Source organism: Microbulbifer agarilyticus, assembly GCF_019800665.1.
GTDB lineage: Bacteria > Pseudomonadota > Gammaproteobacteria > Pseudomonadales > Cellvibrionaceae > Microbulbifer > Microbulbifer agarilyticus_C.
In genome coordinates, this window is the sequence record NZ_JAHVKO010000001.1 from 582,290 (window position 1) to 602,570 (window position 20,281).

The window sequence follows — 20,281 nt, forward strand, 5'->3', positions numbered from 1 at the left end:
GCAGCGCCAGTATTTGGTTGGCGAATTAGAAGCGCAAACGCAGGCCCAGTGCGCCATCTACGCCAAAGCCTTCCTGGTTTTCATTGTCGCTGAAGGCGAAGTTAGGTACAGCCTGGACATAGGCTTGCACACTCGGGGCAATCCCGAAGGACAGGCCGATTGGCAGGCGCACGCCGGCTTTGTCATTGTAACTGTCATTGCCGCCATCTTCGTAGAAACCGCCGGCATCGATGTAAACGTAGGCGGTGCCGCGGTCATTGCGGAAGTTCTGCAGGCGCATATCGACGGCAATCGCGTCGCTATTGACGAAAATCGACGTGCCGCGGACTTGCGCAGTGACGCCCACGCCAAGGTCGTACGCGAGACCCAGGCCGATACCGTTCTGGTTGGCGAAAGAGGGCATGCTGATGACGGCAGTGAGCAATGGAATAGCGAATCTGAGCAGTTTCATAGGTACCTCTGAGGAAAGACATCATTGGGGCAGAAGGCGCGTAGTATATCCATCGTCAGGATTGTTGATTTGTTTCAGGTCACAGTTTCCCTTTGGGACTAATGTATGTTGTTCTAGAGCGAGTAATAGCCTGGATGACTGAGAGCGCGGTAGAATTGTTTGGCTAGGGGCAATCCGCATTGGGGCGCCACTAGTCAGTCAATAATCCGTTGAGTTGTCTGGGTCCATCCCACGCTATGTCACGCGAAATCTGTCCAACCTGCCAGCGACCGCTCCGTATGTGCTATTGCAGCGCGTTGGTGCATATCCCTAGCCGTATCAAGGTGCTCATTATCCAGCATCCGCAAGAGCAGAAGCATCCGTTTAATACGGGGCGTATGGCGCACCTTTGCCTGAATAACAGTGAGCTGGTGGTCGCAGAGAGCCTGTCGGAAGCGACGTTGCGTCGGTTGCTTCAGCCACGCTCGGCATTGCTGTACCCATCTTTGAGTTGGTTGCCACCGGTTCAGTCAGTAGAACCCGATAGCCCGCAGAGCGCAGCGCTGGAACAACTGGTGGTGATCGATGCGACCTGGCGCAAGTCGAAGAAGATGTTGCACTTACAACCGCTATTGCAGCAGCTACCGCGTGTGAGCTTTTCCGGGGAGCTGGAATCAAACTATCAAGTGCGCAAGTCGTCCATGGAAAACAGCTTGTCGACTATCGAGAGCATCGCTCTGGCAATGCAGGAGCTGCAACCGAATGGCGATTTCGGGCGGTTGTTACGGCCCTTTGAGAAGATGGTTTCATTGCAACTCACCGGTATGCAACGGTGAACCCAAGCAGCTTACGTGTCTTAGCGACACTCTGATTAATCCCTCCTAAACAAGCTAGCGTTCCGCTCGTTCACCCGGTTCGCATGAATACAAGTCTTTCAATTCGTCGATCACGACTGCTGGAGGCGGGCGGATTTACTGGGTTTGTGCATTTTTTGATCTCTCAATTCAATAAAAACAGTCAGAACTGTTTGTTCGCTACCTTCCTCTTTGGTATGGTAGAGATGTGAATGCTGGCGCATTCCAGCACCTGATGAGAGTGTGCGGGGCTAAGGGGTTTCCCCGCAATAACTATAAATAGCCACTTGTCTCGAAGGAATGATAATAATGAAGGGATATTTTGCGTCGCTAAGCTGTTTTCTTTTCGCCAACCTTGCGGCCTCAGCTGTTGCTCAAGAGAGCCAGCCTGAAGCAGAGGTTAGTATCGAACACATCACCGTCACCGCCACTAAGCGGGAAGAAAATATTCAAGAAGTCCCCATATCTATTTCCGCCTTTGACAAAGATTTCTTTAAAGATTCCGGCGAGACAAATTTCAATGCGCTGGAACAATATACGCCGAGCCTGAAAATCCAGTCCGGGCCAGACTCCAGAACCACATCCCTTCGCATACGCGGTATTGGGTCAGCGGGCTCAAATGCCGGTATTGATCCGAGCGTTGGTGTATTTATCGATGGCGTGTACCACAGCCGTGCGGGTATGAATATCAACGATCTGGTGGATATCGAGCGTGTGGAAGTGCTCAGAGGGCCCCAGGGCACTCTCTACGGTAAGAATACCGCGGCGGGTGCGATAAATATTATTACCTCCAAACCGACCGAAGATTTTGCGGCCGAGGGCGATTTGGTGTTTGCCAATAACAATCGCAAAGAAATGCGATCTATGGTGAACCTGCCGCTTGGCGATTCGGGTAATGCCATGCGCATGAGCGCGTTCGCGATCAACGGTGACCATCTTTATAAAAACACCTTCAATGGTGAGGGCGTCAATAATGTGGACAAATGGGGCGTTAAAACACGCTTCTTGTTCAATTTTGAAGACAGTGAGCTGCTGCTAAACGCGGACTATTCGAAAGAAAATACCGACTGCTGTGCATTGGCGGTGATCGACTATAACGGTGTGTCGCCCATTATGATTGGCACACCGATGACCAATATTCCTTCAGCGATGTTGCCCGGGCTACCGTATAACGCTCTCGAATCTGCACCTGGTAGCATTGGTGCTCCGCCTCAGGCAGATCCATTTGGTGATGACTACTGGTTTAATGATGAGCTGGCAAACAAGGTTGAGGTAGGGGGCCTTTCCGCTGAATGGACGTATGACGGGGCGGAATCGCACAGCGTCACCTTTATCAATGCAATCCGAACCTACTCATCTGGCAGCAGCTACGATGGTGATTTTACAGCCTATGATGCAGCTTCCGCGGCAGTCACCGAAGAGGACCTGAAGCAATATTCCACTGAACTGCGTGTGGCTTCGCTGGGTGACAATACCGTAGATTATCAGGTGGGCCTCTACGGTTACTATGCTAACTTCGAAACCGAAGGCAGTCTGGGATTGAATGAGACGGTGCTGCTCAATTCACCGCAACTGCAGACTGGCATGCCGCCACTCTCTGCAATCCTCGGCAGTCGTTCGCAGAATATTGATATCAATGAATATTCCACCAGCGCCCTGGCAGTGTTCGGCCAGCTGGAATGGAACCTCGGCGACCAGCTCAGTGCCACCCTCGGCGTTCGAGTGACCCAGGAAACAAAAGAGCGCACCGGTTCTCAGCGTACCCTGCGTACACCACTCCCAGGCCTGCCGCCAGAGTCATTGCCGCCGTTCCAGTATCTGCCTTTTGATCTCGCGCCTATTGCGGGGGCTGACGTTGACTTTGATCAGAAGCGCTCCGATAGCGATATCTCGCCTTCGTTTAACCTGCGCTATTTCATCAATGACGATGTGATGACCTATGCCAGCGTGAGCAAAGGATTCAAGTCTGGCGGCTTCGATCAGCGCCGCGTGCCGGTGCAGGTCTTTGGCAGAATTAATGGTGGTAATGACAGCGCCGGCGAGTTCGATGAAGAGGAGGCTACCAGTTACGAACTCGGTTGGAAGAGCGTTCTGCTGAACAACCGCCTTACGTTTAATGGCACCCTCTACCTTGTAGATTACGACAACTTCCAGGCGCAGGCCTTTGATGGGGCCAGTACTACCGTGACCAACGCCGGCTCGCTGGAAAGTTATGGGTCGGAATTGGATATCCTGTTTGCTGCGAGTGAGAAGCTTACTCTGGGCACCGCGATTGGCTATAACAAGGCCGAGTACAAAGAGTTTGATAATGGCCAGTGTACCGCCATGGATTCTCTGCTCTGGTCGCTGTCTAATCCGACGGTACCGTGTGTGGCTGATCTCGCGGGGAAATCTTTGGATAACGCACCCGAATGGACTTATAGCTCTTTTGCGCAATACGAGCAGCCACTTGGATCAGGTCTGCAGGTGATTACCCGTATCGAACATAACTTTGTAGACAGCCACTATCTGGATCAAGACTTGGACCAGAACCTGTTCAATGAATCGGTAGATCTGGTTAACTTGCGTGTGACCCTGAGCAATCTCGATCGCAGCTGGGAGGTGGCGGCGTGGGGTAAAAACCTGCTGGATGAGGAGTATCTGCTGATGGGAATCGATATTCCCACCGTAGGCGGGTATGCGGGTTTCGTCGCGCCACGCTCCAGCTATGGGGTTACTTTGCGTCGTAGCTTCAACTAACAATCTGGCTATTTAGTGCGTCGCATGCGGAAAAGTGGAGAGTATTATGGCCATTGCAGAAGCCACCCGGCAAAACGTGCAGCCGCCAACCATCAAAGGCAACTTTGAGGCACAGGAAAGCGAGTACGATTACTGGGTGACCGACATCGAAGGCACGGTGCCCGGCGATCTCACCGGGTCGTTCTTTCGCAACGGCCCCGGCCGATTGAAGCTGGGCGGCGAGCCGGTAGGACACTGGTTCGACGGCGACGGCATGATTGCGCGTACGACGTTTACTGAGGGGAAAGTCCATTTCTCGAATAAGTTTATCCGGACCCCCAAGTATGTGGACGAGACGGCGGCGGGTAAGTTTCTTTACCGGGGGTTTGGCGGTGCGCCGAAGGGCAACTTTTTCAAGCGCTTCTCACCGCCGGCAAACCCTGCAAATACCGGCCTAATACTGCACGCAGGAAAGTTTCTGGCACTCAATGAGGGAGGGCGCCCATACTCTATCGACCCCGCCTCCCTCGATACCTATGGGGAATTTACCTACGACGGCAGTCTCAGTAAGACCAATGTGTTCAGCGCACACGGTAAGATTAACCCCAAAAATGGTTGTTACTACAATTTTGGGCTGTGTTTCGATGTAGGCTGGGGAGGACTAAAACCGGGGTTTGAACTGTATAAAATCGACCCCAGTGGCCACATGGTGCAGCGTGCACGCTTCGCCCTGGACCATATGCCGTTGCTGCACGATTTCGCGATGACGGAAAACTACGCGATATTTATTCAGTCATCCGTGTCCATGCAGGGCAACGTATTGATGACCATGCTGAAGAATGAGTCGTTTGCTGACTTGATGCTGTATGACAAGCATCTTACCAACAAGGTTATCATTATCGACCTGCATAGCCTGAAGCGGGTTGACACTATCGAGATTGATCCAATCGCTTGTCTGCACTTCGGCAATGCGTATGAAAAAAATGGGGAAATCCATTTCGACCTAATGGAAACCAAAGAGGGTGGCTTTGGAACGCCAGATCAAAAAATGGAACCCCTGGATATATTTTCAGAGGATGTGAATTTCCGATCTGGTGCTGCCCGCTATAAGCGCTGTGTCGTTAACTTGAAGAGCCGACGTTTCCAGAGCGAATATATTGACGATGCGTTGGAAGGGGAGTTTCCCCAGTGGGACTGGACCCGTACTACTTCAGAAAACCGCTACGCCCTCGCCACAGGCTATACCGGCGAAGGCCCCAAGACCTACTTCAACGCGATACAGAAAATTGATCGTGAGAGTGGAAAGGTCGAAGTGCATGATTTTGGCAGTTACCGTTACACCGGCGAACCCCTCATGGTGGCTAAGCCGAACGCTGGGGCGGAAGACGATTTCTACTGCCTTTGCTATGTCTACAATGGCAATTCCGACAAGTCCGAAGTAGTCGTGATCGACGGTAAGGATTTTGAGGAACCGCTTGCCACCATCAAACTCGATTTCCATATTCCCCAGGGCTTTCACGGGATGTTCAGCCCGAAAGTGTTTCTGTAAGCAAAGATCACGCGCTTCGTATCTCCGTTGCCAGTTCGAATCTGTGGCGGATAGACTATTTGGCGAGCGCGCCGCCACGTTTGTAGCTAATATTGGCGGGTGACCAACTTTGTGCCTCATGCGCAGTGCACCGTGCGGGCCCTCTAGGCACACGGCGTAAATGTCTCTTTTTGGGGTGCCCCGGTCATACATCTGATAATTGCGGCAAGGGAATTTTCGTGGATGACAGCTAAACAGGCGCCAAGCTATTGCTGGACGATACGGCATTTGGTGTTCGATGCCTGATCCGCTACTTGACGTAATTGGACTCAAGTACATTTACCGTTACGGAACGAGGCATGTAGCGGTGCTTGACGATGTCTCATTTAGCCTGCGGAGCGGCGAATCTGTCGCAATCATTGGCCCGTCCGGGTCTGGCAAGAGTACGCTGCTCAATGTATTGAATGGGCTGCTGACCCCCGAAGCCGGTGAGCTACGCATATTTGGACAATCTGTAAAGACTCTGTCGCAAAATGATTGGGCACAGTTACGTCGCGAACAGATTGCGACCCTGTTTCAGGACGGGAACCTCATTCCCACTCTGACTGTTTCTCGAAATATAGCCTTTCGCGCCAATTTGGCGGGACTTTCAGAAAATGATGGTGCGGCGTTGATGGAACGTCTGGGCATTTCTGACACCGCCGAACGCTATCCCGACCAACTTTCCGGCGGCCAGCGCCAGCGTGCGGCACTCGCCTGCGCATTTGCCATGCGGCCAAAGCTTATCCTCGCCGATGAGCCCACCGGCAGCCTCGATTACGTCACCGCCCAGCGGGTTACCCCGTTGTTCTTCGATGCTATTCGCGAGCGCGATGTAGGTGCATTGATCGTCACCCACAACCCGGAATTAGCCGAGCGCTGCGATCGGATACTGGAGCTGCGCGAAGGAGCCCTGCGTCCATGGGACTCGGCACTGTCTTCCTGAGCCATTACCGCCGCCATCCAGCACAGCTGCTTGGGCTGTTGCTGATTCTGGTGTGCGCCGCAACTCTGTGGAGCGGCGTGCGTGCGCTGACCGATTCCGCCGCAAGCGCGGCAAAAAAATCCAGCGAGTTACTGGAGCCATTACTGCGTATTGAGCGCGAAGATGGTCTTGCCCTGACGGTGGAAGATTTCGCTGCTCTACGTCGCGCCGGACTTTGTGTGGCACCACAATTGCGCGTGCAGTTTGCAGGCCGCGCAGTGCCCGATGTTATTGGCATCGATCCGTTTACTGCCGGCTGCCTACGACAGTTCAGTGATTCTGGTGCGGAGGGCGAATCCGAATCTAGCGCCGATGCTGCAGTAGTTGAAAAACTCATCACCTCTTGGGGTAAGCCGCAATTACTTGGCGCGGCAGAAGATTTCGCAAAGTGGACGGCTTTGGGGCTTCCGGGGTCAGGCGCTATTGAATTCGAAGCGCTTGAAGGTGTGCCGCGGAATCAGCTATTTGCGGATATCTCCGTCGCGCAGGAATTTGCACCGGGCAATCGACAAGAACTTGCCATTTTACTGCCCGGCGCAGAACAGGGAGAAAAGAAACTCCCGATTGGCTACCGCACTGAGGTGGAAGACTATGGCGTTGAACCTGCGCCCCTAGTTGACGCGTTTCTGCTTAGCCTGAATGCGCTTGGCGTCTTAACGCTATTAGTGGCGGCGCTATTGGTGCGCAGTGTGTATCGTTTCGCCCTCGAGCAGCGGCGCCGCAGCCTCGATATTCTGGTGCGCTGTGGCATCCCGCAGAATAAATTGCGTATCGCGCTGATCGTCGAAGTGTTGTTAGTAGCGCTAATCGGCGGGACCATCGGTGTATGGTTGGGGGAACGCCTTGCTTCCGGCCTTGCCGATGGCTTTTCGGGAACGCTCAGTGGCCTTTTCAGTGTACAGGCGCTGGCGCAAAGTCGACTCACGCTTATGTCCTGGCTGGGCATGGTTTTGATTCTGGCGTTTGTTGTGGGCTGGGCCTGTTTGGATTTGCTTACAGCCTCAAGCCGACAAGGTACGCACAAGAACCCATTTCGCGCGACGTCCGAGCAGGAAGCGGGTGAGGGTAGAGGTCGCAATTGGAGGGTTATGCTCGCGTTGTTACTGGTCGCGATCTCGGTAGTTACCTTGCTTTCCACTTTTACCCTTTGGCTGATTTTCGCTGCGACCTTGGGGTGCCTTATCGGCTGTGGGATGTTGCTGCCAGAAATGTTGAACGGGCTGCTGGGTTTTGCCGAACGCGTTACCGTTCGGCCGTTGCTGGAGTGGTCCTTTTCAGAAATGCGCGCTCTGTGTCGTTTGCTGAGCCTGCCGCTTACTGCGCTCGCCTTTGCCATCGCTACCGCGATTGGTGTGCAGGCGATGGTTTCTGGCTTTGAGTCCACGTTTGATCGCTGGCTGGACCAGCGCCTGCAGGGCGATCTCTATCTGGACCCTGGACAGCCGGTGGACACAAGTGATTGGCAGCGGCGCCTGCAAAAATTGCCCGGCGTTTCCACGGTGTTGCCCATGGTCCGTGGGCGAGCGGTGTTGGAATCCAGTCAAGCCCCGATTCAGATTGATGTATTCGCCATTGACCCAGAGTCGCCGCTATTGCAGGACTGGCCATTTCTCAGTGCCGAGCAGCACCTCTGGCAGCGCGTGAGCAGTGGAGGTGTACTGATCAATGAGCAACTCGCGCGGCGGGAATCACTTGGGTTGGGGGATAAGGTTCAGTTCAAGCTTGGTGGCACAACGGATACTCGCACGGTTGCTGGCATTTACGCGGACTATGGGCGCCCTCAGGGCGAGCTCATGTTGCCGCTTTCACAAGTGAATGATGCGCTGCCGGAGCGTTACACTCGCTTTGTGTTGGGGTTAACGGATTCCGCCGGCGAGGGTTGGCGGGATTGGCCAGAGCAATTTCCATGGCTACAAAAGACCGACCTGCGCGATCAGCAGGAACTCAAGCGGGCTGCCAATGCAGCCTTCTCGCGCACCTTTCAGCTCACCCGATTGCTCAATGGGCTGACGCTGGCGTTGGCGGGCACCGCACTCGCGTTAATGGGTCTGGTCATTTTCCGCTTACGCCAGAGCAGTTATACCTTGCTGTTTGTAAATGGTGTACCGCGCGCAAGCCTGCGCCGCCGCCTGGTAGCCCACAGCATTCTGGTAACCGGCTTGCTGGCCATACTGGCCGTGCCACTCGGTTTATTCTTGAGCTGGGTACTGGTAGCGCGGGTAAACCCTGCGGCCTTCGGTTGGGCGTTGCCGCTGCATTTTTACCCAGAGTTTTGGCTCCAGGTTTGGGGTGTATGCCTGCTGATTGGCTTGGGTGTTGGGCTACTCGCTGGTAACCCGGTACGGCTGGAGACGCTCAAGAATGAATAGTCGACCACTCGTTACTGCCTGGTTTATCACTCTTGCGCTGGTGCTTTCGGCATGTGGCGATGAGCCGTCGACTTCATCTTCCATGAGTGCATTGACCGATCCCCCCGAGGGCTTCAAGCAGGCGCGCCCGGGGATGCAGGTCATGTTCCCTCAAGATATGGGAGCGCACCCGGAGTTTCGCCTGGAGTGGTGGTATCTCACCGCAAATCTGGAGAGTGCAGACGGCGAGCAATTCGGTGTGCAATGGACCCTGTTTCGCAATGGCATTAAACCGGGCCCGTATTCCAGCAAGGAGCAGGGCAGAATACTCGATTGGCAGCGCAACGAAGTATGGTTCGCGCACGCCGCGGTGAGCCGCCCTAACCAGCATTGGTTCGCCGATCGCGCGGCTCGTGGTGGCAATGGGCAGGCTGACGTTACCGCCGACCCCTTTACTGCCTGGATAGATCACTGGCAGTTGTCATCGGATAAGAATGGCGACTGGAACCTTGAAGTGGCAGAGCCGGAGTTCCAGTTCCGCCTTCGCATACAGCCGCGCTTGCCGCCAATCTTCCACGGTGAACAGGGCTTTAGCGCTAAGTCGGCCGGTGGCGGAGGCTCCATGTATTTCAGCTATCCGGATCTGGCGATTGAAGGCGAAATAGCGATCCTCGATAACGACGAGTCCGAAACCTTTACGGTAACCGGGCAGGGCTGGTTCGACCGCGAGTGGAGCAGCCAATACCTGAAAGAAGACCAGCAGGGGTGGGACTGGATGGCCCTGCACCTGGACGACGGCCGTCACCTGATGCTGTTCCGCGTGCGCGGAGCGGAGGATTTCTATTCCGCCACACTGGTCGCCGCGGATGGGGCAACCATGGCGCTGAAACCAGACGATTTTACCCTCGCTGCCACCGACTACCGTAAAACCCGCTTCGGCCAGGTGCCTGTGGTGTGGCGAGTTGCGGTGCCCACGGCAAACCTCGAACTCGACGTACACTCCTGGCCCGGCGAATACTGGAATGCAGGTGCAATGCGCTACTGGGAGGGACCGGTCACAGTTAAGGGCAGTCAAAGTGGCGCTGGGTATCTGGAAATGACCGGGTACGGCGATTAAAGCCACTTGTTGTAGGAAAGTCACGCTGGCTTACCTACAATACGTCGCCTTTCTTTAAACCTCGCTCACCTGAGCCGACCCAAACCCCATATTTGAGCCTATACCGTGACTTCCTCAACTTCCGATAACGCGCACCCTAAAGATTTCCAGTCCCTGCCACTGAAGCCCGCCTTGTTGAAGAACCTCAAGGATCTGGGCTACGCCCAACTGACGGAAATCCAGGCGGCGGCGTTGCCGGCGATGGTGGCGGGCGAGGATGTGATCGGCCAGGCCAAAACCGGTTCCGGCAAGACGGTGGCGTTTGGTCTCGGGTTGTTGCAGAAATTGCGTGTCGAGAAATTCCGCGTACAGGCGCTGGTATTGTGTCCGACCCGTGAACTGGCGGATCAGGTGGCGCGCGAGCTGCGTAAATTGGCGCGCGCGATTCATAACGTCAAGATCCTGACCCTGTGCGGTGGCATGCCATTCGGACCACAGATCGGCTCCCTCAAGCACGGTGCACATATTGTGGTGGGTACGCCCGGCCGTATCGAAGATCACCTGCGCAAAGGTAATCTCGACCTGAGTGGTGTGGAGACTCTGGTGCTGGACGAAGCCGACCGTATGCTCGATATGGGCTTTCAGGCGGTACTGGACCAGATCCTTGCCACCTTGCCGAAAGACCGGCAGACCCTGCTGTTTTCCGCTACCTACCCAAGCACCATCGATGCGCTCGCCAGCCGCGTGCTCAGCAATCCGGTCAAAGTGGAAGTGGCTGCGGGCCACACCAAAAGCACCATCGAGCAGAAGTACTACCGGGTGCAGAACAATGAAGCGCGGCCGGCAGCTCTGTATCAATTGCTTGCGAATCACGATGCGTCTTCAGCCCTGGTGTTTTGCAACACCAAAAAGGAAACCGAAGAGGCCGCCAACGCACTTAAACGCGCGGGTTTCGCCGCGCTGGCTCTGCACGGCGATATGGAACAGAAAGAACGCGACCGCACCCTGACCCTGTTTGCCAATGGCAGTGCGTCAATTCTTGTGGCGACCGACGTTGCCGCGCGCGGGCTGGATATCGAAGAGCTGCCCATCGTCGTGAACTACCACCTGTCGCGTGATCCGGAAGTGCATGTGCACCGGGTTGGGCGTACCGGACGGGCAGGGCAGAAAGGCGTGGCGATCTCGCTGGTAAGCAAGAAAGAAGTCTACAAACTTGAGCGTCTGGAAGAATTGATGGGTCAGGAAATCCCCTTGCTGGATGTGCCTGATACACCACAAGGTTTTGCCCCTGTACGCCCAGTCATGACAACCTTGCAGATTGACGGTGGCAAAAAGCAGAAGGTCCGCGCCGGTGATGTGGTTGGCGCGCTGACTGGTGAAGGTGGTATTGATGGCAAGCAGATCGGCAAGATCCAGCTATTCGATTTCTCCACCTTCGTAGCAGTGGAGCGCCCGGTGGCCAAAAAAGCACTAAAAAAGCTTGCCAATGGCAAGCTCAAAGGGCGCAATTTCCGCGCACGGATTGTGGGTGTATGACAAGAGCTCGTTAAATTTCCTAAAAACCCGAAAAATAAATACGTTCGTAAGTCTTCATTTTTTTTAGATATTCACGCTCTAAGTGGGACGAGCGTTTCACGACAACTCTTTGAATAATTGATATTGTGCGATGTCGTATGGTCAGGGAGGTCGCTAATTTTTTAGTGGCTTTCCAGCTTTGTTTTCACTGTAAGACACAAACACCATATATAGTGATTTCAAATCGGAGATATTTCGTGTTGACGGATCAACAAAAACAGCTGCTAAGCGTCCAAATTCAAGCGAATAAGCATGAAATTTATGTGATTTCATTTGAAGAGATGGATGCCATTGTCAAATCGTCGCCAAACGGTACGCGTGAACAGGTACAAGCTGCCTGGAAAAAATTGAAAGGCACAGCTGAGGCCGGAGCAGGGTATTCCGCTGCAGCAGATGATGCAGTAACGCTGACACGGCTGGTTGGAGATTTGGGCGGGGTTGGTGCTAGGGCGTATATAAAAAACTACGGTGGAAGGCCTCATATTATCCTCAAGGGTCGTCCGGGCCTGAGAAACATCCTTACTGGTACCAAGTACGGGATAAAGAACCCTAAAGTGGTAAATATGGGGCTTGGTAGAAGCGGAGCTGTCGCAGCTGCCAGGCAGGGTGGTATCTTGACAATGGTTCTACTTATCTCATATCGAGTTGTTGATTATGCGTTAACAGATGAGGCTACTTTATCCCGACTCATAGGGACCTTGGCGACAGATGTTGTAAAGGTCGGTATAACCACTGCGGCTTCGATTGCGACCGCAGTATTCGTGGGCGGCTTCACGTTAGCTGTCGGTCCTATTGCTGCCGTGTTGGTTGTAGGCGTCGGTGTTTCTATGCTTCTTGAATACGCGGATCAAAGCTACGGAATCACAAATAGAGTCGTTGCCTGCATTGATGAACTTGAATCTAGAGCTAAGTCGGCTTTCAGGGACCAGCAGGAGTCTGCGCTTGAGTCAGCTAGGGATGCGGCTAACTCATTAATTGCCCTTGTCATTGACTCAGCGCGTTCTGTAGTAATCCATTGGGTAAGAAGAAATTTGAGGGAATATATCTCTCCAGTACGGAGTGTATGGTAAATGCCTGGTCGGGTTGATCTGCCTATTCTGGCGCGAATTTTTGGACCATTCATTTTTATTGTTGGTGCACCAGTAGCATTATTTGTATTTCTATCTAATTCTTACCATCTCTTTACGCATTGGGCTGATGAAGCTCTTATGTTTGATAAGAGTGCGTTTTATCTTCTTGGTGTGGGTTTGGGAATGGCGGCACTAGCTATCCTCACTATTCAGGAGGGATGGTTTGGCCGAAGTCTTAGTAAGGCTCAGGCAGGAGTGTTAAGCCGGTTAATACTAGTGAGTGTTGCACTTATTCCTATCCTTCCCAATCTGACACATTATGCTGCGGATAGAGCGCTGAAAAGTAATGGGTACGTGGTGTGCGAGTCCGCATCTCACCAATGGCGTTTTGTTCGAGATATTGTGTATATCAAGCCCAGTGTGGTGTGTAGCGGTAGTCTTCGTGATCGAATTCTTGGCGGGGGTAAGAAATAATGGCCGGCATAGCGTTAGCAGTGCCGGCCAGTCAATGTAATTAAAAGCAATACAGTTATTGCTTGGTATCTACAGCTCTGCTTTCTAGCTGGCCTTCGCCGAGCAGGTCCAAATAGAACGCATACTCGAGGGCACGCTCCTTGTTGCGGCGGAAGCGGCCAGAGGAACCGCCGTGCCCGGCTTCCATGTTGGTATGGAACAGCAGCTGGTTTTCATCGGTTTTTAGATCACGCAACTTTGCCACCCATTTCATGGGTTCGAAGTACTGCACCTGAGAATCGTGCAGTCCAGTAGTGACCAGCATGCTTGGGTAGTCTTGCGCTTTTACCTGATCGTAGGGCGAGTAAGACAGCATGTAGTCGTAGCTCTCTTTGTTGTTTGGGTTACCCCACTCATCGTACTCGTTTACTGTCAGCGGAATCGACTCGTCCAGCATGGTGGTGACTACATCCACGAACGGTACCTTGGCGGTAATACCGCGGTAGAGTTCAGGTTCCATATTTACCACCGCGCCCATCAGCAGGCCACCGGCGCTACCGCCGGATGCAAATACCTTGTCGGAAGCCGCGTATTTTTGTTCAACCAGACCTTTGGTTACGTCGATAAAGTCGGTAAATGTATTCTTCTTGTTGAACATCTTGCCGTCTTCATACCAAGGACGTCCCAGCTTTTGGCTGCCGCGAATATGTGCGATGGAGAAGACAAAACCGCGGTCCAACAGTGAAAAGATGCTAGGAATAAACACTGGGTCGATGGTGTTGCCGTAGGAACCATAGCCATACTGCAGCATCGGGTGGGAACCGTCTTTCTTGAACAGGTCTTTGCGGTAAACCAGTGAAACTGGAATCTCCTTACCGTCCCGTGCAGTAATGCGAATGCCTTCCGCCTGGTAGCGGGTACGGTCGAAGTCCCCGAGCACCTTATCCTGCTTCAGTAATTTGAGATCGCCAGTCAGCAGGTTCGCATCGTAAATGGTGTTGGGTGTAGTGAGACTGGAATAGGAGATACGCACAGCATCGGACGAAACTTCTGGGTTCCGGCTCAGAGAGAGCTGATAGACCGGGTCGTTAAAGCCGACTTCAAAATCATCTTCATTCGATAAGCCGATGATACGCAGTGCGGACTGGCCTTCGGCCCGTTCGACCACGGCGAGTCGTCCTTCAAAGGTGGTGAAGTCTTCCAGCAATACATTTTCGCGATGCGGAATGACTTCCGCCCACTGGGACTTGTCACTGACAGTTTCCGCGTTTGCCTTCATCAGGCGGAAGTTCTCTGCCTGCCAGTTGGTCTGGATGAAGAATTCTTCGCCGAGCTTCTGCACAAAATACTCATGCTTGGGCTCGAGCGGGTGCAAAGGCTGGAATTCACCGTTCGGGGTGTCGGCGTCCAGCGCAGAAACGCCTTTTACCAGGGTCGAGTAGTGATGGATGTAAACCATGGAACCATCACGAGACTTGGATATGAAGGTATAAAAGGTGTTGTCTTTCTCTTCATAGACAACCTCATCTTCGCTTTGCGGGGTGCCCAGCTTGTGTCGCTTTACTTGATAGCCGAGCAGGGTCTGTGGGTCCTTATTGATGTAGAACACGGTCTGGTTATCGTTCGCCCAGACTGCGGTGCCCTCGGCATTCTCCAACTGGTCATCCAGCAGTTCGCCGGTGTTCAGGTCCTTGAAACGAATGGTGTAAATACGTCGGCCGACAGTGTCTTCCGGGTAGGCGAGTAGGGCGTTGTTAGGGGACACCGCGGTCTGCGCCACATTGAAGTAGGACTGGCCCTCTGCCAGGGTGTTCACATTGAGTAGAACTTCCTCCGCGGCTTCCAGGCTACCTTTCTTGCGCGCATGGATTGGGTATTCGCCGTCAGACTCGTAACGGGAGTAGTACCAGTAGCCGCGTACCTTGACCGGTACCGAAGACTTGTCTTTTTCCAGCCGCCCGACCATTTCTTCGTAGAGGGCGTCCTGCAGCGGTTTGGTGTGCTGCATGATCTGGTCGACATAGCTATTCTCTGCCTCCAGGTGCGCCAGCATTTCCGGGTCGCTGCGGGAATCGTCACGCATCCAGTAATAGGGATCGACCCGCTCATGGCCGTGGATTTCCATCTTGTGCGGGACCTTTTTTGCCACAGGTGGGGCAACTTTAGGTGCCAGTGCACTGGTGTCTGGGGAGGTGGGTTTGTTCTCTTCGGCGGGCTTGCCACAGCCAGTGGCCAATATTGTCATAGCTAGTACCGCTATCTGGGGCTTCATAGCTTCTCCGGATGATGATTATCGTTATTTGGCATAGGTTCGTATCCTATAACAGTTCATATTCTCAGGGATATTCACTGCGGTAAAGCGAGAGGCGGTAAAGCGAGAGTGTGAGAGGATACGGGCGCCGGTTGCTCCTCGGGACGTGCTGCTGAGAAGTGACTAACCTAACATCGATATGAGCATCTATATTTCCCCCCTGGCCGTCCTAGCGCTGTCAGTGATTATCGTCACCATTCCCTACTGGCCGGTTTTTCAGCGCAAAGGGCACCCACCCATATTGAGTGTGTCCGCGGGTGTTGGCATTACGTATGTGTTTCTCGCGGTGTTACCCAAGATGGCGATTGTTCAGGCATCGCTTGGGGGCACGGTGGATGATGGGTCGATCTTGCCGGTGGAGCGCCATGTATACCTTGGAGCGCTTGCCGGATTTGTCATATTTCTGTTTATTGCCAATAAAGGGTTTTCCAAGCGCTCAAAAGACCCAGGTTCGAAGCTGACCATTGGCGAGATCGTCGTTCTCACTGTTTTTTCCTTGTACTTCGCACAGATTGGGTTCTTGCTGGGGGAGTGGCCCAGCGGGTCCTTGCTCGGGTACTTTGCTTTAACCTGCGCCATTGGAATGCACTTTATTGGCATCAATTATCATTTGTGGAAACGGTATCCATGCCGCTATGCCCGCTTGTTTCGCTGGTTCTTTTCCTGCAGCTTGATCATCGGTTGGCTGGCTGCCGGATTCGCAGAGCAAGTGGGTGAGTTGGTGAAGCTTTCATCGATGTTTGTAGCTGGCGGGATCATCATCACTGCAATACGGGAAGAAATTCCCAGCCAGAGTGACTCCAACATATTTTACTTCCTGTCCTCGGTAGCGGTGACTACGGCGTTCGTTTTGTTTGCTGAAATAGTCCTGCTGAGATGACAGCATCTACATTGATGTCCAGCGAAATCTGGCTCGGTTGGTCTAGGCTGGCGAAGAGCTGTGTGATTACGTCGACTTATAGCGGGGGAGCTGCAAAATATAGATAATGCCGGCCATTCGGGCCAGAGCCCTCCGAACTTCCCAGATTCCGGAATTACCTATGGAAATCAGCGTTAACTTCCTCGATAACCTCAGACTTGAAGCCAAGTTTGACGACTTCACGGTCATTACAGATCAGCCGATCCGCTATAAGGGCGATGGCTCGGCGCCGAGCCCGTTTGATTACTTCCTGGCTTCCTCGGCTCTGTGTGCGGCGTACTTCGTGCGGGTTTACTGTCTAGCGCGGGATATTCCTACTGACAATATCCGCCTCTCCCAGAACAATATTGTTGATCCGGAAGACCGCTATAACCAGATCTTCAAGATTCAGGTGGAGCTGCCGGAAGATATCTCCGAGAAGGACCGGCAGGGGATTCTGCGCTCCATCGACCGCTGCACGGTGAAAAAGGTAATTCAGACCGGGCCCGACTTCGAAATTGAGACGGTCGAGAACCTTGCGGAAGACGCACAGGCGCTATTGATGGTTTGCCCGGATGCCGAGCATCAGACCTTTATTGAAGGCAAGGACCTGCCGCTGGAGCAGACCATTGCCAACATGACCAAGATCCTTGCGGATTTGGGCATGAAGATCGAAATCGCTTCGTGGCGGAATATTGTGCCGCACGTGTGGTCGCTGCATATTCGGGATGCGGCCTCGCCGATGTGCTTCACCAACGGTAAGGGCGCCACCAAAGAGAGTGCCCTGTGTTCCGCTCTGGGTGAGTTTATCGAGCGCCTGAATTGTAATTTCTTCTACAACGACCAGTTCTTCGGCGAAGAGATCGCAAACAAGCCATTCGTGCATTATCCCAATGAGCGCTGGTTCGAACTGGAGGAGGACGATTCGCTTCCCGAAGGTATCCTCGATGATTACACCCTGCCGATTTACAACCCGGACGGTGAGTTGGCTGGTTCGAATCTGGTGGACACCAATTCCGGCCGCGTTGATCGCGGTATTTGCTCGCTGCCGTTTGTACGCAAGTCAGACGGCGAGACCGTCTATTTTCCGTCAAACCTGATTGAAAACCTGTTCCTGAGTAATGGCATGAGTGCCGGTAATACACTGGCCGAAGCGCAGGTACAGTGCCTGTCTGAAATCTTCGAGCGGGCAGTGAAGAAGGAAATCCTCGAACAGGAAATCGCCTTGCCGGATGTGCCGCGTTCCGTACTGGAAAAGTACCCGGATATCATTGAAGGAATTGAAGAGCTGGAAAAGCAGGGCTTCCCTATCCTGGTGAAGGATGCCTCCCTGGGTGGCCAGTTCCCGGTAATGTGTGTGACCCTGATGAACCCGCGGAACGGCGGCGTGTTCGCTTCCTTTGGGGCGCACCCAAGCTTGCATGTTGCGCTGGAACGCAGTCTCACGGAATTAATGCAGGGTCGCAGTTTTGAGGGGCTGAACGATGTGCCTCCGCCCACGTTCAATAGCCTGGCGGTTACCGAGCCCCATAACTTCGTCGAGCACTTTATTGATTCTACTGGTGTGGTTTCCTGGCGTTTCTTCAGCGCCAAGTCCGACTACGAATTTGTCGAGTGGGATTTCTCCGGCAATCACGCCGATTCGAACGAGACCGAAGCGGATCGACTGTTCGGGATCCTCGAATCCATGGGGAAAGAGGTCTACATGGCTAACTATGAGGACCTCGGCGCATCGGCGTGCCGGATTCTGGTGCCTGGATATTCCGAAGTGTACCCGGTGGAAGATCTGATCTGGGACAACACCAACAAAGCACTGGATTACCGAGAAGATATTCTTAACTTGCACCGACTGGAAGACGAGGCCCTGGAAGACCTATGGGCGCGGTTGGAAGAAAGTCAGATTGATAACTACGAAACCATCATCACCCTGATCGGTGTCGAGTTCGATGAAAATACCGTGTGGGGCCAACTCACGGTGCTCGAACTGAAACTGCTGATTCAGCTGGCATTGCAGCGTTATGACGAGTCATTGGAGTCGGTGGAGGCGTTCTTGCAGTACAACGACAACACGGTAGAGCGTGGGCTGTTTTACCGCGCTGTGCAGGCGGTGTTGGAAATTGCGCTGGATGAAGACTTGGAGCTGGAGGACTTCATCGACAATTTGTGCCGTATGTTCGGCAAGGAGGTAATGGACGCTGCCGTTGGTTCCGTACACGGAGGTGTGCGCTTCCACGGCCTCACGCCAACTAATATGCAGCTTGAGGGCCTAGACAAGCACCTACGCTTGATTGCCAGCTACAAAAAACTGCACGCCGCACGCGCCCAAGCGGCTGCGCAGTAATCGGTATTAGTGGGTAGCAACGAGAGGCCGTTACGGCATCGCACACCCGCTAGTTGGATTTTCTTCACGGCCTGATCTGGCATTCAGCAGAAGAAAGCTCATTACGTGCAAGTCCTCAAAGCGCTTTTCGTAGGGCGGGTATACGGTTACGCCGTGCGGGAATGCGTTGAGGTGGCAGCGTGAGCAGCTGAATCCTTTTTGCGTATAGGTCTCCAGCGTTGTATTGACCAGATTTTCCGTGTTGGAATGCTGCGCACCGGGGATACCAGGCCCCAGTGAGGAGTTGGGGACTTGCAGACTTTTGTTTTGGGTGCCGATCAACTGGTAGTAAGACCAGACGGAATCGCGCAGTAGCCACTGGTATTTTTTGTTGGCTATTTGCACATCGATGGGGATCGGTGTTTCCCGTGATACGTTTACTTGCTTGATGTCTGCTTTTGTCGGAAGCGTATCCCCTTGTTTGAAGGCGCTGGGTATCAGGCCCGCTTCGCCCGTTTTTCCGCCTACCTCGTAGCCGTTCGGATAATTTGGACTCGCGCTAGCGCCGTATTGAGATTCCGCTCCTGGATTGAGTGCAGGGTGTGCAGGGAGTGGGAGTGAATCGTGAAATCGCTTTTCCAGGCGCACATTGTCAACGTGCTCGAAGGTAGAAGGCAGGTGCCCGAAAGGCGTTACCCGGTGAATATGGAATCCGATCAGGCCCATTAAGGTGGGTTCACTCAGGCCGCCATCCGGGAGCGGGAACTGTAAAACGCGGCGGAAATAGCGGCCGGGAATATCCGCATCAGGCCCTTCTGTTTTCAGTACCTTCCATGCAGCCTTTATTTCAGTAATCCCTTGTCGTGCATATAGCGGTAAATCTCGCAGGTAAAATTCCAGGCCGGTGGGCAGCGGCTGAAAGTTACTGCTGTCATCGTGAGGGCCTTGGGCTGGGTTGGGGGCTGCGTCGTGCTGGTTTGCATAGTCGATGTAGTTGTCGACAGCAATCACCTGATTGTCGGCATCATAATATTTGAACTGCTTGATGTACTGAAAGTAGGGCTGGCTGAGCTTTACCTCTACCCGTACAAACTCTTTGTTCTGGTCCACCAGTGGCCCGGTAGGCACGTTGGCGTTGGTGTAGGGCTGGTTGATGCCGGGTGCAAATGGTTTCCCGTACACGTAGCTGTTGCTGTAGCAGGGTGGTGACGGTTGACGTTGTAAATTCAGAAACTCGGGGTTCCCCCAGTCTACCGGCCAGTATTTTGGCGGAGTGAACGCCTTTTCCGGTTCCATGTAGGACTCCCAAACCACGATGGGGTGGGGTGCGGTGTTGTTGGCGATACCGGCTAGTTGCTGGTTAGGATCTGGCTGGCCGCCGGGACCACCTTGCTGCCAGGGCCAGTTCAGGGCGATGAACGATTGCCAGGCGAAATCGTACGTATCTTGTTGGCTGGCCGGAGGAGTCTTGTAAGCGTCTGGATTCGCAGGGTACTGGGGATGGTTCAGGTCGAAGGGGAGTAGCCATGGGGTCTGCCACTGAGGCAATGGGGTTGCGTTTGTGGCCGCTGACATAAGCAGCGCGCAGGCAAAGGCCGCACAGGTTCTCGAAGGCACATTCATACTGCGATGCTCCATCCGGTACTACTTCCTATT

General features: G+C 53.7%; 14 protein-coding genes. 11 read left to right on the forward strand and 3 right to left on the reverse strand.

Annotated elements, in window-relative coordinates; genetic code table 11:
* Positions 1–25: 25 nt before the first annotated feature.
* A complete protein-coding gene (locus tag KUV22_RS02380; RefSeq protein ID WP_222228058.1) occupies positions 26–451 on the reverse strand; it encodes a hypothetical protein in 426 nt (141 codons plus the stop codon).
* Between the two features lie 236 nt (positions 452–687).
* Between KUV22_RS02380 and KUV22_RS02385 the strand changes: the two genes are divergently transcribed.
* From KUV22_RS02385 to KUV22_RS02425, 9 genes are all read left to right on the forward strand, one after another.
* Positions 688–1,266, forward strand: coding sequence for a tRNA-uridine aminocarboxypropyltransferase (locus KUV22_RS02385; protein WP_222228060.1), 579 nt, complete (start codon positions 688–690; stop codon positions 1,264–1,266).
* 327 nt (positions 1,267–1,593) lie between these two features.
* Positions 1,594–4,023, forward strand: a complete 2,430-nt coding sequence (locus tag KUV22_RS02390) for a TonB-dependent receptor (protein ID WP_222228062.1) — start codon at positions 1,594–1,596, stop codon at positions 4,021–4,023.
* A 46-nt stretch (positions 4,024–4,069) separates the two neighbouring features.
* Entirely contained in the window at positions 4,070–5,551 is a 1,482-nt protein-coding gene (locus KUV22_RS02395; protein WP_222228064.1) for a carotenoid oxygenase family protein, read from the forward strand.
* Positions 5,552–5,828: 277 nt separating this feature from the next.
* Positions 5,829–6,515: an ABC transporter ATP-binding protein gene (locus tag KUV22_RS02400; RefSeq protein WP_222228066.1), complete on the forward strand. Its 687-nt coding sequence runs from the start codon at positions 5,829–5,831 to the stop codon at positions 6,513–6,515.
* On the forward strand, positions 6,491–8,923 hold the full coding sequence (locus KUV22_RS02405; protein ID WP_222228068.1) for an ABC transporter permease: 2,433 nt from the start codon (positions 6,491–6,493) through the stop codon (positions 8,921–8,923). The genes KUV22_RS02400 and KUV22_RS02405 overlap by 25 nt, the downstream gene beginning before the upstream one ends.
* A complete protein-coding gene (locus KUV22_RS02410) occupies positions 8,916–10,019 on the forward strand; it encodes a lipocalin-like domain-containing protein (RefSeq protein WP_222228070.1) in 1,104 nt (367 codons plus the stop codon). Before KUV22_RS02405 ends, KUV22_RS02410 begins: the two co-directional genes overlap by 8 nt.
* 105 nt (positions 10,020–10,124) lie before the next feature.
* Complete coding sequence (gene dbpA, locus KUV22_RS02415; RefSeq protein ID WP_315857492.1) at positions 10,125–11,534, forward strand: ATP-dependent RNA helicase DbpA; 1,410 nt, start codon at positions 10,125–10,127, stop codon at positions 11,532–11,534.
* Between the two features lie 236 nt (positions 11,535–11,770).
* Complete coding sequence (locus KUV22_RS02420; protein ID WP_222228072.1) at positions 11,771–12,643, forward strand: hypothetical protein; 873 nt, start codon at positions 11,771–11,773, stop codon at positions 12,641–12,643.
* On the forward strand, positions 12,644–13,117 hold the full coding sequence (locus KUV22_RS02425) for a hypothetical protein (RefSeq protein WP_222228073.1): 474 nt from the start codon (positions 12,644–12,646) through the stop codon (positions 13,115–13,117). It begins immediately after the preceding gene.
* Between the two features lie 55 nt (positions 13,118–13,172).
* On the opposite strand, the gene KUV22_RS02430 is transcribed toward KUV22_RS02425, so the two are convergent.
* Entirely contained in the window at positions 13,173–15,368 is a 2,196-nt protein-coding gene (locus KUV22_RS02430; protein ID WP_261319071.1) for a S9 family peptidase, read from the reverse strand.
* Between the two features lie 178 nt (positions 15,369–15,546).
* Between KUV22_RS02430 and KUV22_RS02435 the strand changes: the two genes are divergently transcribed.
* Positions 15,547–16,287 carry a hypothetical protein gene (locus KUV22_RS02435; RefSeq protein ID WP_222228074.1) on the forward strand — a complete coding sequence of 247 codons (741 nt, stop codon included), beginning with the start codon at positions 15,547–15,549 and terminating at the stop codon, positions 16,285–16,287.
* 160 nt (positions 16,288–16,447) lie between these two features.
* Positions 16,448–18,646, forward strand: a complete 2,199-nt coding sequence (locus KUV22_RS02440) for an OsmC domain/YcaO domain-containing protein (protein WP_222228075.1) — start codon at positions 16,448–16,450, stop codon at positions 18,644–18,646.
* Between the two features lie 30 nt (positions 18,647–18,676).
* Here KUV22_RS02440 and KUV22_RS02445 read toward each other — a convergent pair whose 3' ends face one another.
* Positions 18,677–20,263, reverse strand: a complete 1,587-nt coding sequence (locus tag KUV22_RS02445; protein WP_222228076.1) for a hypothetical protein — start codon at positions 20,261–20,263, stop codon at positions 18,677–18,679.
* Positions 20,264–20,281: the final 18 nt, after the last annotated feature.

Excerpts from the sequence above, each read along its gene's own strand:
- KUV22_RS02380 (WP_222228058.1), bottom strand. The coding sequence starts at position 451 with ATGAAACTGCTCAGATTCGCTATTCCATTGCTCACTGCCGTCATCAGC.
- KUV22_RS02385 (WP_222228060.1), top strand. The coding sequence starts at position 688 with ATGTCACGCGAAATCTGTCCAACCTGCCAGCGACCGCTCCGTATGTGC.
- KUV22_RS02390 (WP_222228062.1), top strand. The coding sequence starts at position 1,594 with ATGAAGGGATATTTTGCGTCGCTAAGCTGTTTTCTTTTCGCCAACCTT.
- KUV22_RS02395 (WP_222228064.1), top strand. The coding sequence starts at position 4,070 with ATGGCCATTGCAGAAGCCACCCGGCAAAACGTGCAGCCGCCAACCATC.
- KUV22_RS02400 (WP_222228066.1), top strand. The coding sequence starts at position 5,829 with ATGCCTGATCCGCTACTTGACGTAATTGGACTCAAGTACATTTACCGT.
- KUV22_RS02405 (WP_222228068.1), top strand. The coding sequence starts at position 6,491 with ATGGGACTCGGCACTGTCTTCCTGAGCCATTACCGCCGCCATCCAGCA.
- KUV22_RS02410 (WP_222228070.1), top strand. The coding sequence starts at position 8,916 with ATGAATAGTCGACCACTCGTTACTGCCTGGTTTATCACTCTTGCGCTG.
- KUV22_RS02425 (WP_222228073.1), top strand. The coding sequence starts at position 12,644 with ATGCCTGGTCGGGTTGATCTGCCTATTCTGGCGCGAATTTTTGGACCA.
- KUV22_RS02430 (WP_261319071.1), bottom strand. The coding sequence starts at position 15,368 with ATGAAGCCCCAGATAGCGGTACTAGCTATGACAATATTGGCCACTGGC.
- KUV22_RS02435 (WP_222228074.1), top strand. The coding sequence starts at position 15,547 with ATGAGCATCTATATTTCCCCCCTGGCCGTCCTAGCGCTGTCAGTGATT.
- KUV22_RS02440 (WP_222228075.1), top strand. The coding sequence starts at position 16,448 with ATGGAAATCAGCGTTAACTTCCTCGATAACCTCAGACTTGAAGCCAAG.
- KUV22_RS02445 (WP_222228076.1), bottom strand. The coding sequence starts at position 20,263 with ATGGAGCATCGCAGTATGAATGTGCCTTCGAGAACCTGTGCGGCCTTT.